The sequence below is a fragment of the Chlorogloeopsis sp. ULAP01 genome (assembly GCF_030381805.1).
GTDB lineage: Bacteria > Cyanobacteriota > Cyanobacteriia > Cyanobacteriales > Nostocaceae > Chlorogloeopsis.
On record NZ_JAUDRH010000005.1, the window covers coordinates 95,064 to 111,937 of the forward strand.

Sequence of the window (16,874 nt, forward strand, 5' to 3'; positions counted from 1 at the left end):
CACTCACTTGGGTATTGTGAAATAAAATATACTGCCCTTTTCCAAAATACTTTCTACCCAAATTTTACCACCGTGCTGCTGCACAATACTCTTGCAGATAGCTAAACCTAAACCAGTTCCTCCTTTTTGGCGTGAGTCAGTGGCATCAACTTGTTGAAACCGTTCAAAAATAGTCTCTAACTTACTATCTGGAATACCTCTACCTTGGTCTTGAACTTTAAATAAAACTTGATTTGTCAGAGATTCTGCACTCACTGTCACTTGACTATCTGACGGTGAAAATTTTATCGCATTACCTATTAAGTTAACAAGAGTCTGAATAATTCGATCTGGATCTATCCAGATTTGTATAAAACTGGGTAACATAACTAGTGCAATGTTATTTTCAGCCGCCAAAGGTTGGACAGTTTCTATAGACTGACGCAAAATTTTAGTTACATCGCACCACTGCTTGACTAGAGTTACTTTATTTGACTCTAAGCGTTCTAAGTCAAGAATATCATTTACTAAGCGCACTAAGCGTTCCGTCTCACTGGAAGCTATTTCTAACATTTGTTGAGCTGATTCTGGTTGATCTTTGAGTACTCCAGCAGCTAGTAATCCTAAAGAACCACGAATAGAAGCCAAGGGGGTTCGCAGCTCGTGGCTGACAATAGAGATGAATTCGTTCTTCATTTTCGCTATTGCCCGACTTTCCGTAATATCTTCTACAGTACCCACATTACCCATTAATTCACCTGACTCAGAGAAAATGGGAACTGCCATCAATCGACAAAAGCGAATTGTTGCATCTGGGTGAACAAAACGCACCTGGGCGCGAAATTCTTGATTTGTGGTTAAGAACAAAATCCACTGAGGAAAAACAACTTCCAAATCTTCTGGGTGAATAAACTGCATCCAGCCATCTTTTAAAGCTTCCTCAAAGGTAAAGCCACAAATTGCTTGACAGCGAGGATTGCTATAAGTATTTTTACCTTGAGCATCCGTTCTAAAAATGCCTACTGGTGCAAACTCGCTGAGAGTCCGAAACAAAGTTTCACTTTGCTGCAAAGCCTCTTCTGCCCGTTTGCGATCGCTAATATCGATACTAACTCCTGTTACAATCCAGCAATTGGCTATCTCATCCCGATGAGAGGAATAAATTGCAGAAATCCAACGCAGCGAACCATCTTTGTGATGGAATCGATATTCTACAGCAAAAGTGCGTTCAGCAAAAATACTCTCAAAATGTGGATAAATAAGCGTATCTCGATCCTCTGGAAACACCCGTGATATCCACAGCATTTTGTCGGTTAAGATTTCTGCTGCTGTATAGCCAAAAAGACTCTCACATCCAATCGACTGATATTCATATTCCCAGTCTCGATTGGCAAAGACGCGAAAACTGACAATAGAGGCATTCGCCGTAGTGAGAATATTTTTTAAGTGATTTTCTGATGCTTCCAGAGCAAGTTCTAGCCGTTTGCGCTCACTAATATTGATGCTGCTGCCCACAATCCGATAGATGCGTGAACGTTCATCCCATAAAGGAGCCAGGTTAGTTATCCACCAAGTATCTAACCCTAAAAAGGGTAAACATTCTTCATAGGTAATCACTTTTCCTGCCTCTTGACAAGCTTGGTAGCGTTGCCGAACCGATGCAGCAATTTCGGGAGGAAATATTTGTTGTAGAGACTTACCTTGTATTTCTGCTGAACGCATATTTGTGAAACGTTCACAGGCAGGATTGAATCCAACTAATTTAAAATCACCGTCTTCGAGAACATCTACTACGAAAATAGCTTGTTCAACACCATTATAAATACTGCGTAAAAACTGCTCTTTTTCTTGCAGTGCCTTCTCAGTTTGCACACGTTCTGTAACATCTTGGGTAGTTCCATACAAACGAATCACTTGCCCCTCGGCATTGAAGTCTGCGTATCCAATTCCCTCAATGTAGCGTATAGAACTATCAGACTGAGGATTGAGTCTGAGTGTAAGTTTGTATGATTCACCTGTTGTAATCGCTCGCTCAAACACTTTGTGCAATTTTTCTCGATCATCTGGATGATAGAGTTGTAAATGCTCAAGATAAGTGGGTTCCTTTTGTACCAGATCCCTATTTAATATGTGAAATAGCTCCTCTGTCCAGGTGATTTTTTGGGTAGCGACATCAAACTCCCAGTTACCGATATGGGCAACTTTTTGGGCTTCTGTAAGGAGAGCTTTGCTCTTGCGTAGTGTTTCTTCAGTACCTTTGAGTTCGGTGATGTCAAAGCGGACACCATCCCAAATTATCCGCCCATCATCCATCGCGCGAGGAGTTGAGCATAAGCGCACCCAGCGAATATTGCCTTTAGGAGAATATTCCCGCACTTGAACATCAAAGACTGACATTGTTTGTGCAGATTCTTCCTGCTTTTGACTGACGTAAAGGAGATCTTCTGGAAGCAAAGTACTATACAACAGACTTGGATCTGCCAAAATTGCTTCCGGTTTCAGTCCATGTGCTTTTTCAACACCCGCACTAAAATAGTAAAAGCGATAGCTACCATCCAGTTCCCGCACAACCTGGTAAATGTAGCTATTGGGAATATTATCCCCGATCGCGCGTAAAAAAGCCTCTCGCTCTTTTAGAGCTTGTTCTGCTTGTTTGCGATCGTCCACATCTCGATGAATTCCTGCCATTTGTAATGGTTGGGCATCTTGATCGCGCACCACAACCTTGCCATAGTTAGCAATCCATTTCCACTCACCCGATTTAGTTCGCATTCGATATTCAAATGTGTAAGGAACAGAACTATCTTTCAAGTGAGCTTGCAATACATCCATGACCCAAAGTTTATCGTCTGGATGGATACTTTTTTCCCAAGCGCTAAATTCACTTGGAAATTCATTAGCTTCATAACCCAGCATTTCTAGCCAGCGAGGGCTAAGATATACTTCTCCCGTGAGAATGTTCCAGCTCCAAATTCCATCTCCAGATGCCTCCAAGGCTAATTGCAATCGTTCTTCACTCTGGCGTAGTGCTGCTTCTGTAAGTTTTAATTGAGTAATATCGCGTCCAACAGACTGACATTCACTGACATTTCCCCAGTCATCGAATAGTATTCGGTTAACCCACTGTGTCCAGCGAATTTCCCCTTTACCATTAATTACTCGATTTTCAATCATTATGGTAGGGTTTTCAATACTCATTGACTCTAGAAGTTGAGTCACCCTATCCCTGTCTTCTTCATAAATAATAGGTATGTAGCTCTTAGCAAGAATTCCGTGCCGCTCAATGCCAAAGTAACGACAAAATACCTGATTAACAAACAAAATCTTACTATCAGGCAAAAAACGAGCTACGATTTCTGTCTGATCTTCTAGGATTGATTGATAATGGGCTTGGCTTTGTTGAAGTGCTTCTTCTTGCTGCTTGCATAGACGCGGTGAGGCATCGCTAATATCAAAGGCAACTCCCTGAAGCACAGTTGTTTCCCCATCTGTTGCCAGCGCAAGTTTGGCTTGATCTTGCACCCAAATAATTCTGCCATCATGTCGGATCATGCGGTACTCGCTACGAAACGGTTTGCCCGTGGCGATGGTAGCAGCAACTTCTTGCTGAATGCGATCGCGATCCTCCGGATGCACATAATCTGCCCAACTGTTGAAAAATCCTGGTTTCCACTCTTGATCTGGAATGCCGAGGAATTGTTGTATTTGCGGGCTGATATAGGCAAATTCCGAGGTTGCGGTGATTGGGGAAGTGTATGCAACTCCAGGAATTTGCTCAATGAGATTGCGGTACTGCAATTCGGCTTGTTTCAGTTGGGTTTCTATCTGTTGTAAAGCTTCTGGAATACTTTCAAGCGTGATTACACCTACTAGTTGCTCTTGTTCATCCACAATTGACAAGTAGCGGATTTTGTGGTGACAAAGCAGGCGTAGGATATGAAATAAATTGTCTAACTCTGATTCTTTAATGCTAATAACTTGCTCAGTCATTACCTCTGATAAGGTGGCAATATCTAAGTTCACCCCAGAGGCGATCGCCCCAACTAAATCTTGCTCAGTAAAAATTCCAACTAGTTGTCTTTGCTCAAAGACTAAGACATAACTAGTTTTGCTACGGTTCATGACTTTAACGGCAGTTTCAACTGAGGTGTCTGGTGGTAAAGTCACCAGACATGATTGAATCAATTCACTTTGGGGCCATGCCACCATCTTTTTAAGTATAAAAATTAGTATACTAATATTTTATTTTGCCCTAGAAAATACTTAACTTATTAGAACAGTTAAGGATCTGTGTTTTGGGCTTGAAAAAATAAAAGCCCCAACTGGGGCTATCAATAAATGTTACCGTATGCTCAGTAAAAAGCATTACGCTTCAGGCATCCGCTTTGTACTGTGTAATAAATCTTGCCACCTAAAAATGAGGAAATTCTGAGGAACATGGTAAGTGGCAGGGTTACAGTCTTTTGGTATCTAAGTTTTATCATGTTGATGTTCTTCCACTTTGACTGCTGCTACGTCTAAAAGTAGCCAATGTCTAAGTGCAAGATCTGAAAGAAAATGTGCATCTTCAGAGCAATTCTACTTAGTTGTAGAGTAGGATACAGATTCCTGTTCACTAACAGCGACAAGCTTAAGAATATATCTTAAAGAAAAAATTAAATCCTCCCAGAGGTAAATAAGTTTCAAAAACACTGCATTTAACATAAATTTATGCTTAACAGCAAAGTAACAATTATTTTTTTCTTCAATCAGCTATGTAATGTTAGTTTTTTTACCATTACTGTTGTTAGAAGTGTATTAAAATATAAGATGAAATATACTATGCTTGGGAGATTTTAACAGGAACAGTATTTTTCAGTTTACAAAAATTTTGATATGTCATTTGAGTTAAAGAATTAAAATATTTTTTAATTAAAAATACAAGGTGCTGCCAGAGTAAAATATATGGCTAATCCAGTTAAAATATCAGGTAATTTAACACATTTTTTAGCAGAAAATAAAAAAGAAGAAGAACTAATGTACGAAGTTCTTCTAATTATAGAAAATCTAGCATATAGAGAAGAAGCTACTGCAAAACTTATCTTTGACCGACTTTATGATATAGGTTCAATTAATTTAATCAATAAAAAGTTTCGCTCTTGTGCTGTAAAAAGAGTACTAAAATGGATTGCCAGAATGTCTAAACCAGCGTTCAGACTTTTTGCCTGGCGTTGGTTTAGAAAAAATTGTCCAATATTAATTACTAATTGGCTGTACCAACAAGTCAGTTTCAAGAAGCCAGTAATACAACAATCGGCAGAAATAGTAATAGAAAAACAACTTCCTCCTGCCAAGGTAATTTCTGAATTGGAATATAAAAGCAGAGAAGTAAAATTTCTACGCTCCCAAGTGAAATTACTGACTGGTATTTTGATCGGGGTTATTACTTTATTTGGTGGTAGTTTGATTTGGTTGAGTCAAAGTTTAATCACAGGGCGATCGCCTCTACAAACTGTAGAACAATTACCTCCAGTAGAATTACAAGAGGCAATTATCAACAGACGCTAGTCAAAAACTAGACGACGAGCGGAACCGTCATCTGTAAATTCTTGCTCACCACAACCTACCACCTCAACAATAACTCTGCGAGGGTGGGGAGTCCACTGTCCTTGACGTGTTTGGATATCCACAACTGTCTGCTTACCTTCTGAATACACACGATAAGTTATAGTTGAGCAAGCGCCGTGGCGATATTCAAAGCTATGCCCATCATCTTCATATAATGTCCATTCACATACACCAGGAGTAACTCGTAATCTCAGTTCGTTGATGGGTAACTCATCCACATACTGCATAACAGGGGCAAGAGGAATTATCGAGCCGGCACGAATGTACATGGGCATTTTCTCCAAGGGTGCATCAGCAAGAATATAAGTTGAGCCTGTGTAACACTCTCCCGTCCACCAGTCATACCAGTTACCTTTCGGCAAATAAACCATACGCTGCTCTACTCCTGGTCGGTATACTGGTGCTGCCATCAGAAATGAGCCTAAAAGTACCTGGTCGTAGATTTCATAGGTTTTCGGATCATCAGAATAGTGATAAAATAAGGGACGTAAAATGGGGTTTCCCGTGCTTGTTGCTTCCCAAAATAAGGTGTAAATGTAAGGCAATAATCTGTAGCGCAATTCGATATATTGGCGGCAAATTTCTTCTACCCTTGTTCCAAACTCCCAAGGTTCGTGGCGCTTGGTATTAATCATTGAATGAGCGCGCATCAAAGGATACAACATTCCTAACTGCATCCAACGAGCAAACATTTCTGGGGTTGCATCTCCTGCAAATCCCCCAATATCCGCACCAACAAATGCTACGCCCGATAAACCTAAGTTACAAAGCATGGGCAAAGACATTTCCAGGTATTCCCACAGCGAGTGATTATCCCCTGTCCATACTGCTGACCATTTTTGCACACCAGCATAACCCGATCGCGTCAGAACAAAAGAACGCGATCGCCCTCTGAGTTTTTCTAATCCTTCCCGACAGGCACGAGCCATCATCATCCCATACAGATTGTGAGCTTCGGCGTAGGTTGTGCGCTCATCACCAGAGCCTGTAGGTGCATCCATTGGAAAGAAAACTTTCCGCCCCCCCTCATCTCCAAATGGGCGATCGTTCATTGCTGGCTCATTCATATCATTCCAGATTCCAGCAACACCCACCTCAGTTAAATTGTGGTGTAAATCTCCCCACCACTGACGCACATCCGGACGAAGAAAATCGGGAAATACAGCGCGATCAGGCCAAACATAACCGTGAAACACTTTACCATCTGCTCTACGAATAAAGTAGTCCTTTTCCACTCCTTCGTCATAAATTGCATAATCTGACTGCGGCTCGAATTTCACCCCTGGATCGACAATGGTGACAACTTTAAAACCTTCCTGTGCTAAATCGCCGAGCAATTTCTTTGGATCTGGAAATCGTCTAGGGTTCCAGCTAAACACCCGGAAGCCAAACATATAATCAATGTCTAGGTGGATAACATCGCAAGGTATCCGACGGTGGCGCAGTTGGTATACCAATTGTCGTACTTCTGTTTCTGAGTCATAACTCCACCGACATTGGTGATAACCTAATGCCCACCGGGGTGGTAGTGGCATTCTCCCAGTCAACTGCGTGTATGTACGAATAATTTCTGCTGGTTCAGGACTGTAAATAATGTAATAATCTAATTCGCCACCCAGCGTTTCCATTCGTAAAATTTCTGGTTCGTCGGCACCAATATCAAACCGACTCCAAAAGGTTGTGTTAAAAAATAAACCATAACCAATTTCCGGACGCAACGCCATAAAAAACGGAATCGCTTGGTACATTGCATCCGTTAACATAGTGTAATCAAGGCTATCCGTTGTCCAATTAGTCAGACGCTTGCCCCGTTGATTTAGCAAGCCAGCCCGCTCTCCAAAGCCATAGTATTTTTCTCCAGCTTCTATACGCTTCCAATTAGCAACTTGAAACTTTTGTGCTCCCATTTGCCGCCAACCCATCCCCAAACCCGTATCTTGAGCAAAGGGACGATTTTCTTTGTCAAAAAACTTGACTCGACAAGGATGGCGCTGCACGCAGACGCGCATTTTTTCAGTTTCAATTATTACCTCTTCCTCCGTCTCTTGCACATCGAAAGAGATAGCAGCCCATTCCTCATCCTGTGGCGTCACAGCCCAAGAACGTCTGGCTCTAAACTCTCCTGTTGGTGAAAAGCGCACGCGGATTAGGTTGGGAGCAAGAACCCTCAAAAGAAGGCGAGAAAAACCGCATTCAAAATCTATCCCCCACTGATGACGCTGGATATTTTGAACGGATGAGATGACATTCCACGCTGGTTCGCGAACAGGTATTTCTCCGGCAAATTCTGGCATATGTAATTAAATCTGGCTGTAAATGCGGACAATTACGGTGACTAGTGCTAACCACAACCTAATTAACCTAAATTAACCACGTACACTTTGCATCAGCCAAGGGAAGTAGAAGTATGTACCTTTACCTGCATAACTTTCATGGAACAAGAAAAGTAGGGTGTGATACGGCTACGTAAGGATTTGAGAGTTAAAGAAAATGAGAACTAGCCGTAACGCACCGCCTGATTGGACTGACACAGCTAATTTAGTGCATTAGAAAAATCTTGTGGGATGGGCTTCTAGCCCGTCTTTATAAGCGGGCAGGATGCCCGCACCACAAAAAAATTTATTGCATCATTGCACTGATAACTGTTAAAGCTCATCCTCTAAAACATCCTCAAGCATAGGAGCAAGTTCTTGATTTAACCTACCCGATCGCACAAATTCTGCGTAAGTATCTGCCTCTACAGCCAGCAATTCCATTCGCAGCTGTTCAGCAGTGAAGGTTCGCAAGTTGGGGTATTCATCTTGTAATTTATCAATTTGCTCCTCCAACCGTCGCAGTTCGCCTTTAATTAAAGTTTCCTGATAGCGGTAAAATTCTGGATCCAATCCTGGGCGTTCTTCTATTTGTTCCAGGTATCTTAAAACACGTTTAAGAGCAGTTTGGCGAGCCACTAACTCTAAATATTGTTGTCGCAGGGGCTGATCGCCTAAAAGATTGAGTTTTTCTAACAAAGGCTTGGTAGTTAATCCCTGCACCAAAAGTGTAAATAATACTACTCCAAATACCGTAGCAATTACATCTTCTCGTTCACTGAGGATATTCGGTACGCTCAATGCTAGAGCGATGGAGACAGAGCCTCGCAAACCTCCCCACCACAATACAGTTTGTTGTGCTAAGGAAATGTCAGAGTTGACGAGGCGATTGCTGATCAACCCTAAACCATAAACAGCGATCGCTCGTGCTAAAACCATCCCGGCAACGGTAACAGCAATAATTGCCAGATTTTCTCCTAAATGGGTAAATCTAACTTGATCACCAATCAATAGAAAAACAATAGAATTAACAAAAAAAGCCAGAAATTCCCAAAATTCGCTGACAATTACCCGTGTACGCGGGTTCATACCAATTCGGGAACCAAAATTACCTAATATCAAGCCAGTGGTGACAACTGCTATTACCCCAGATCCACCAAATTCTTCAGCAATAATATAAGTTCCGTAAGCGGAGACGAGAGTTAAAGATTGTTCCACTAGCGGTAAATCAAATCTTTGCGTTAGGTAAGAGATTCCAAACCCAATCAAACCACCTACTGCTAAACCGATCCCAACAACTGCAAACAGTTGTAATAATACAGGTCGTACTGCTAATTGTGCTGTTCCCAACGGTAAGGCAACTAGGAAACTAAAAGCCACAACTGCCATACCATCATTAAATAAACTCTCGCCCTCCATCAGTGTTGTGAGACGCTTGTCTACTCCCAGTTCTCGAAACAAAGCTGTGACTGAAACCGGATCGGTGGCAGACAAACTTGCTCCTACTAGCAATGCTGTTGTTAGTGGCAGGTGTGCTAATAAATTCAAACCTAGCGCTACACCTGCAATGGAAATTAGCACTCCGATCACCGCATAAAGGCAGATAGGCACTAAATCCCGCTTTAAATTAGACCATTTTAAATTCCAAGCAGCTTCAAATAGTAAAGGTGGCAGAAAAATTGCCAGAATCAACTCCGGGGAAAGATTAACTAAACGCACATCCACTAGCGCCAATCCCAATCCAGCAATTACCAAGAGTAAAGTGTAGGGAATTTGACGAAACCAGCTAATAACTTGCGGTAAAGTCGCCACGCTCAAGGAAACTGAGAGTACAAGTAGAAATTGCTTTAAATTTTGCTCGATTCCAACTTCGCCTACGGCAGATTCGATTGCCATATCAGTAATTTTGCTCAAACTATAAATTTTTGCAACGCCTGCTGTTTTGGGCGTTATAGAAAGTTAGATTATCCTAGATCGAGTAAATTATTTAACAACTAAAAAGCGGAAATTACTCGATATCTTCGTAGAATGTGGCTGAAGCTAACTCTACATAATCATCTTGATAAAACAGAGGATACATGAAACATGAGAAAGTTTAAATTGCTAAGATGGCTTCCTCATCCTTATTCTTGGCTAAATGCTTTAATACTCTTTGGTTTGATGGCAGGATTTATCAACACAATTGCATATAATCAATTTTTATTGCTTAACTTTACTAATTTATCAGACAAACCAGAGCGAATTATCACTTCGGTGATATTTTTGCTAATCTTACCCATACCAGCGATCGCTTTTGTGCATCATTTTCTGCTCAGTCGCTTTATTCCAGTAATTCCAGGAAAAAAGTTAAATAAAATTAGAGGAATTTTGCCAGGGCTGCAAAGTTGGAGAGAAAGCTTGTATAGCTGGCTAGTTTTTATCTTGTCTACACTAACGGCAACTTTAATTTTTACTCCTCTTCTCCCTTTATTTCAACTCAACTATTATCAAATAATTTCTAACTATAGTCAAATTAGTAGTCAAATATTACCATATTTTGCTATTTTTTGGCTCTTTTTGGCTGCTATACTTTATGAGATTGAATCTTTATTTAAACGCCAAATTACTTTAGGCAATTCTGTGAGTATCGAACCTAAAAATATCACTCAAACTGCATCACATGAATTTAAAAATGAAGTAATCTCATCTGAATTTAGTGTTACTAAAGTACAAACAACCGATGAAGTTGCTAACACAAAACAGACATTGACACAGACACCTCAAAAGTATTCTTCAGTCTCAAAGCAATTAGTTACGTTTATTTTAATTCCCTTTCTGGCTCTCTGGATATATTCCTATGCTAAGTTACCAGAAATTAAACAAAGTATATCTGCAAATTTTTCTCTAGAGAATCTTACAACAGTCGCTTCCGAAAAAGAGCCATCTAAAGCTAAACCTAAAAAACCTACAGATAATTACGAAAGAGCCGTAAACAAAGCGAAACGCGCAGCTAAACTAGCACAACTGGCACAATCTCAAGACGAATGGCAAAAGGTTGTTCGCAATTGGGACGAAGCGATCACTCTTATGAAAACTGTACCATATACTAGTAGTAATTACAGCTCAGCCCAGCAAGAAATTATACAATATCAGATTCATCGTGAGTTTGCTCAACAATATACTCTAGATGGAAATTAAAAAGGTATCGGGGATTGGGTATTAAAATTTCTTTATTCCTAGCCCCTAATCCCCAGTCACTACATATTAATTTTATATGAATTAAAATCAACAATTTTTTGAAGATTGCTGTCTGTAATTGTCGTGTAATCACCGAAGTAAAACTTGAGAGCGCAAGTTATATTTGATGTAAATTTTCTTTTGATAACTCTTCACTTCTACAGTTATGACACAAGCAAATATTTTAGAACTTGCCAAGCAGGGTGATGTTAAGGCGATCGCGTCTTTAATGAACAGCCAACTACAACTTAAAAATGTCACAGTTAAAGTTAGCTTCAATAATAGTTGTTTAGAGATTAAATTTAAATCTATGCAAGTACCAGAACAAGAAAATTTAGTTAAATATGTTCGTCAAGAAATCACAGGTTTGAAAACTGTATGTATTAAGAATGTCAAAATTTATGGCTTTCAAGAAGGAAAATCTGCGCCTTTATGGAGTCAAGAATTAAATGTAGAAGTTCCACTAAATCTCACTTCATCTAAAAAAAATATACTCAATACTAATTGCAAAATCAAAAAAAACTATTACAATGCTTTTAAAAATAAATATCTAGAAGTTTTGCATCCAACTGATAAAATAAAATTACTGAGATTATTATTAATATTATTTATTGGTCTTTTTGTTGTAGGAGAAAACAAATTAAACCGCCATAAAGGATGTATTTTACACAACCATACGACAGGTAATTACATACACATGGATGATTGTAAGTAGTTGCTTGTTGAGGGAAGTTTTAATTTTAAATTAACTTAGCTGTAGCTAACACTAAGCATTAATTAATTTGGAAAGAATTTGAAAATATTAGCTGTAAACAGTCAAAAATAACAACTTTTTGATTAGTGAGTACAAACTTTGCATATAAATCATAGCAAGATTTGAATAATTTTCGCAAGAATAGACAAGACAGTAGAACAGATTTTTTTATAAACTATAAATTACTACCTACTTCTAGATAGATGAGATTTACTTTAACAAAAAGTTATATTAGGATAAATTTTTAGTATTTGATTATACGAAGGAGCATTATAACTAAATTAGTCATAACAAGTAATTTCCATATCAATTCTAAGTTCAATCCTGATTTAGCGCTCATTTGTTTTATTTACTTCTCTGCAATCCATGATACCCCCTCAGCCTCGAACTGAATTTGAAGATAGTGTTCCAGAGACAGAAATACAGCCACCTCGCCAAAAACGTCGGTGGCTTTGGTTATTGTTAGCCCTACTAGGATTGATGGGTGGAGGCTTTTTGTTGTGGCGTTTACTAGATCCAGCTGATAATCAAGCACCAACAGGTGCTAATGCTCCACCGCCAGCAGTACCAGTTAAGGTATCTACAGTACAATCGGGCTTAATCGAAGATAGCTCAGAGTATATAGCCAGCTTAGAGTCACGTCGCTCGGTAATTCTACAGCCAAGAATTCAGGGACAAGTAGCCCAAATATTGGTGAGATCGGGAGATACACTCAAACAAGGAGATCCAATTATCCAGATAGATGCCAGACAGCAACAGGCAGCACTCAACAGTGTTAATGCAGCAGCTGATGCAGCTAGTTCCCAGTTAGAAAATGCTAGAGCAACCCTGCGTTCTCTAGAAGCAGAACGTATATCTAACCTTGCCGATGTGAGATTAAATCAGCAAGAATACGATCGCTATTCTAATCTTGCTGCTCAAGGAGCAGTTTCTCGACAAACAAGAGATCAGTATGCCAACAGACTAGCAACAGCAAGGGCTAATTTGCGAGCGATTGAATCTAGAATACAAGCGCAGCAGGCTTCTGTCTCCCAAGCAGAAAAATCCTTGCAACAAGCATTAGCTAATACAAAAGAACAAGCTGTTCAACTCCAGTATTACAGAATAGAAGCTCCCTTTGCAGGCACAGTGGGTGACATTCCTGTAAAGGTGGGTGATTTCGTGAGTAATTCTACTCAACTGGTAACCATTACTCAAAATAGACCACTAGAGGTAAATATCTCTGTACCACTTGAGCGCGGATCTCAATTGCGTAAGGGAACACCAGTAGAAATCATGGATGCTCAAGGTCGCAGCGTTGGTATTAGTCGGGTATTTTTTATTTCTCCTAAAGTTATTAATAACACCCAATCCATATTAGTTAAAGCACTTTTTGATAACGCCAAAGGACAATTACGGGCTGATGAATATACTAGGGTAAGAGTAATCTGGAATCAGCGCCCTGGAGTATTAATTCCAACTACGGCAGTAACTCGTGTGGCTGGACAGAATTTTGTTTATGTAGCGCAAATGCAACAATCTCCCAAAGGAGAATTTCAACAGGTAGCAAAACAAAAGCGTGTAAAGTTAGGCAATATTAAGGGCAATACTTATCAAGTTTTAGAAGGATTAGAGCCAGGAGAAAGAATTATTGTCTCAGGGCTACTTAACCTCACAGATGGAGCACCCATCAATCCTGAATCTTAGTAGGGACTAGGGACAAAGAAGAGGACAAGGGGAGGGGGAGACAAAAAGACAAGGGGTAAGAACCTCAATCACAATTCTCCGTGTCCCCGCGTCCTTTTCCCAAACCCCAATCCCCAATCCCCAATTCCTAATCCCCAATCCCCCATGTTTGTTGACTTCTTTATTAAGCGACCTGTTTTCACCAGTGTCTGCGCCATCATCATTTTGTTGGTAGGTTTAATTAGTATACCTACCCTACCTACAGAACAGTATCCAGAAATTAGTCCAACCCAAGTAGAGGTTACTGCTAACTATGTTGGCGCAAGTTCTGAAATTGTAGAAAACACTGTTACCACTGTCTTAGAACGACAGATTAACGGTGTTGAAGGCATGAAGTACATAACTTCTAGCAGTAGTAACAACGGTACTAGTACGATTACAGTCACTTTTGATGCTGCGCGAGATCCAGATATTGCCGCCGTTGATGTGCAAAATCGTGTTTCGTTGGCTGAACCACAACTGCCAGATCCAGTCAGACAAACTGGAGTTACTGTCAGAAAGCAGTCCACTAACATCTTATTAGCGATCGGGCTGTATAGCGATCAAGGAGAGTACGACACCGTCTTTTTAAGTAATTATGCTGACCTTTATATAGCAGATGCACTCAAAAGAATTGAAGGTGTAAGTGAGGCGCGGATTTTTGGCGAACGTCGCTATGCAATGCGTCTGTGGCTTGATCCTAATCGACTTGCTAGCCGCAACCTCACCGCTCAAGATGTCATAGATGCTCTCAACGAACAAAATATCCAAGTGGGTGCCGGGCAAATTGGTCAGCAGCCAGCCCCATCTGATCAAATGTATCAAATAGATTTACGTGCTATCAGTAGACTTACGGATGTTGCGGAATTTGAGGACATAGTGCTCAAAACCGGTGACAACGGGACACTGGTTAAGCTTAAGGATGTAGGACGAGCCGAACTAGGAGCCGAAAATTATAGTTCTTTCCTGCGATTTAGAGGCAATGAGGGTGTAGGTCTTGGTATATTTACTATCCCAGGAAGTAACGTACTAGACGTAGCTAGAGCAGTCAAAGCCGAAATGGCACAACTTGCTCAAAAGTTTCCACCGGGAATGGAATATCAAGTTGCTTTTGATACCACTAGTTTTGTAGAAGCATCGCTCTCGGAAGTAGTCTCGACTTTATTACTGGCGATCGCTCTGGTGATCCTAGTAATTTTTCTTTTCTTACAGGATTGGCGCACAACTTTAATTCCCGTTGTTACTATTCCCCTAGCACTAATTGGTACATTTGCCTTTGTCAAAGCCTTTAATTTTTCCATCAACACCTTGACATTATTTGGTCTTACCTTGGCAACAGGGATGGTAGTTGATGATGCCATTGTCGTAGTAGAAAATATCTCGCGCTTGATTCAGCAAGAGGGAATGTCACCTCGACGAGCTGCATCAGTAGCAATGCAGGAATTATTTGGGGCAGTAATTGCCACTTCATTGGTACTAATGGCTGTATTTGTCCCTGTCGCATTCTTTCCAGGAGCTACCGGACAAATATACAAACAATTTGCTTTAACAATTGCTTTTTCTATCGTTATTTCTACTTTTCTTGCCATTACCCTCACACCTTCTTTGTCTGCCTTACTGCTACGGCGCAAACCCCCACAACGCGGCATTTTAGGTTGGGTATTTGGTAAGTTTAACTCGTTCCAAGACTCAATGCGTCACAGATATGAGTGGTTCCTCAACCGCTTGGTAAGAGTGAAAGCAATTGTCATCGCACTGTTTGTTTTATCCTTGGTATTGACAGGTTGGCTTTATACCCAAGTACCTACATCATTTCTTCCCGATGAAGACCAAGGTTACTTCATTACGATTATTCAAGGGCCAGAGGGAGTTTCGCTGAACTACACTAGCAAAGTGATGCAGCAAGCTGAAGCAGAAATTCTCAAATTGCCGGAAGTCACAGGCACATTTGCTGTTGGTGGATTTAGTTTTAGTGGCAGCACAGCTAACAACGGTGTAATTTTTACAACCCTCAAGCCTTGGGATCAACGCCGCAATCAGCCAGTGCAGGCAATCATCGGCAATTTGCAAGGTAAATTATCAGGAATTACTGAAGCAAGAGTTTTGCCAGTCAATCCACCCACAATTCGAGGTTTAGGTAGTTTTAGTGGTTTTCAATATCAGCTACAAGATAGAGCTGGTAACAGCGACTTGGAAACCATGCTGCAAGTAATGGGGCAGTTACTTCAGCAAGGTAATCAAACACCAGGATTACAAGCTGTATTTAGCACGTTCGCTGCCAATACTCCCCAAATGTTGATTGAAGTTGATCGCAATCGCGCTAAGGCTCTCAATGTTGACGTAGATGAAATATTTAATACTCTCCAGAGTTACTTAGGTTCGCGATATGTAAATGACTTTAATTATGAACGACGGACTTACCGGGTATATGTTCAAGCAGATGCTCAGTTTCGCTCCAATCCACAGGATATTAATAAACTGTATGTTCGCTCTGCTGACGATCAAATGATTCCTCTGGGCAATCTTGTTAAACTCACTCCTACTACTGGAGCACAAACAATTAATCACTACAACTTGTTCCGCTCAATTGAAATTAACGGCTCACCAGATCCTGGCTACAGCTCAGGACAAGCAATTCAAGCGATGGAACAAGTATCGCAAAAGGTATTACCAACAACTTTTGGTTATGAATGGACAGGGATAGCAGCAGAAGAAATAGAATCAGGCGGACTTGCACCCTTAATTTTTGGTTTGGGACTTGTTTTCGTTTTCTTAGTATTAGCTGCCCAGTACGAAAATTATATTGATCCGTTAATTATTATGCTCTCGGTTCCCCTAGCTATCTTTGGGGCGCTGTTGGCACAGTCATTGCGGGGACTTGATAACGATATCTTTTGCCAAGTTGGATTGGTAATGTTGATTGGTTTAGCAAGTAAGAATGCTATTTTGATTGTAGAATTTGCCAACCAACTACACGAGCAAGGGCTTTCGATTACCAAAGCTGCCGTACAAGCAGCTCAAGAGCGCTTGCGTCCAATTCTCATGACTGCCATTTCTACCTTATTGGGAATTTTCCCCTTGGTGATTGCCACTGGAGCAGGGGCTGGTAGTCGCCAATCTCTTGGTACAGCAGTGTTTGGCGGAATGCTTGTTGCCACCTTCTTAAGTTTATTTGTGGTGCCAATTTTATACATCGTGATTGGAACAATACGCGATCGCTTATTTTCGCGTCGTCGTCCACCTCAACCACCACAACATCTAGAAGATGATGGACGAGTTTCTACTGAAATATATCGCTAAAT

General features: G+C 40.6%; 8 protein-coding genes. 5 read left to right on the forward strand and 3 right to left on the reverse strand.

What is annotated here, in order from left to right:
• Positions 1 to 3: 3 nt before the first annotated feature.
• A complete protein-coding gene (locus QUB80_RS11100) occupies positions 4 to 4,188 on the reverse strand; it encodes a PAS domain-containing protein (RefSeq protein ID WP_289789566.1) in 4,185 nt (1,394 codons plus the stop codon).
• A 735-nt stretch (positions 4,189 to 4,923) separates the two neighbouring features.
• Between QUB80_RS11100 and QUB80_RS11105 the strand changes: the two genes are divergently transcribed.
• Positions 4,924 to 5,526 carry a hypothetical protein gene (locus QUB80_RS11105; protein ID WP_289789567.1) on the forward strand — a complete coding sequence of 201 codons (603 nt, stop codon included), beginning with the start codon at positions 4,924 to 4,926 and terminating at the stop codon, positions 5,524 to 5,526.
• Here QUB80_RS11105 and QUB80_RS11110 read toward each other — a convergent pair.
• Together QUB80_RS11110 and QUB80_RS11115 are read right to left on the reverse strand one after the other, a co-directional pair.
• Positions 5,523 to 7,880, reverse strand: coding sequence for a glycoside hydrolase family 31 protein (locus tag QUB80_RS11110; protein WP_289789568.1), 2,358 nt, complete (start codon positions 7,878 to 7,880; stop codon positions 5,523 to 5,525). The genes QUB80_RS11105 and QUB80_RS11110 overlap by 4 nt on opposite strands.
• A gap of 351 nt (positions 7,881 to 8,231) precedes the next feature.
• Positions 8,232 to 9,794 (reverse strand): cation:proton antiporter, encoded by a 1,563-nt coding sequence (locus QUB80_RS11115; protein ID WP_289789569.1) that lies wholly within the window; start codon positions 9,792 to 9,794, stop codon positions 8,232 to 8,234.
• Positions 9,795 to 10,193: 399 nt separating this feature from the next.
• Between QUB80_RS11115 and QUB80_RS11120 the strand changes: the two genes are divergently transcribed.
• From QUB80_RS11120 to QUB80_RS11135, 4 genes are all read left to right on the forward strand, one after another.
• The gene (locus QUB80_RS11120) at positions 10,194 to 11,075 is read left to right on the forward strand and encodes a hypothetical protein (protein WP_289789570.1); all 882 of its coding nucleotides are present in this window, start codon (positions 10,194 to 10,196) and stop codon (positions 11,073 to 11,075) included.
• A gap of 205 nt (positions 11,076 to 11,280) precedes the next feature.
• Positions 11,281 to 11,829 (forward strand): hypothetical protein, encoded by a 549-nt coding sequence (locus QUB80_RS11125; RefSeq protein ID WP_289789571.1) that lies wholly within the window; start codon positions 11,281 to 11,283, stop codon positions 11,827 to 11,829.
• A gap of 405 nt (positions 11,830 to 12,234) precedes the next feature.
• Positions 12,235 to 13,554 carry an efflux RND transporter periplasmic adaptor subunit gene (locus QUB80_RS11130; RefSeq protein ID WP_289789572.1) on the forward strand — a complete coding sequence of 440 codons (1,320 nt, stop codon included), beginning with the start codon at positions 12,235 to 12,237 and terminating at the stop codon, positions 13,552 to 13,554.
• A gap of 144 nt (positions 13,555 to 13,698) precedes the next feature.
• Positions 13,699 to 16,872, forward strand: coding sequence for an efflux RND transporter permease subunit (locus tag QUB80_RS11135; RefSeq protein ID WP_289789573.1), 3,174 nt, complete (start codon positions 13,699 to 13,701; stop codon positions 16,870 to 16,872).
• The last annotated feature ends 2 nt before the right edge of the window (positions 16,873 to 16,874 follow it).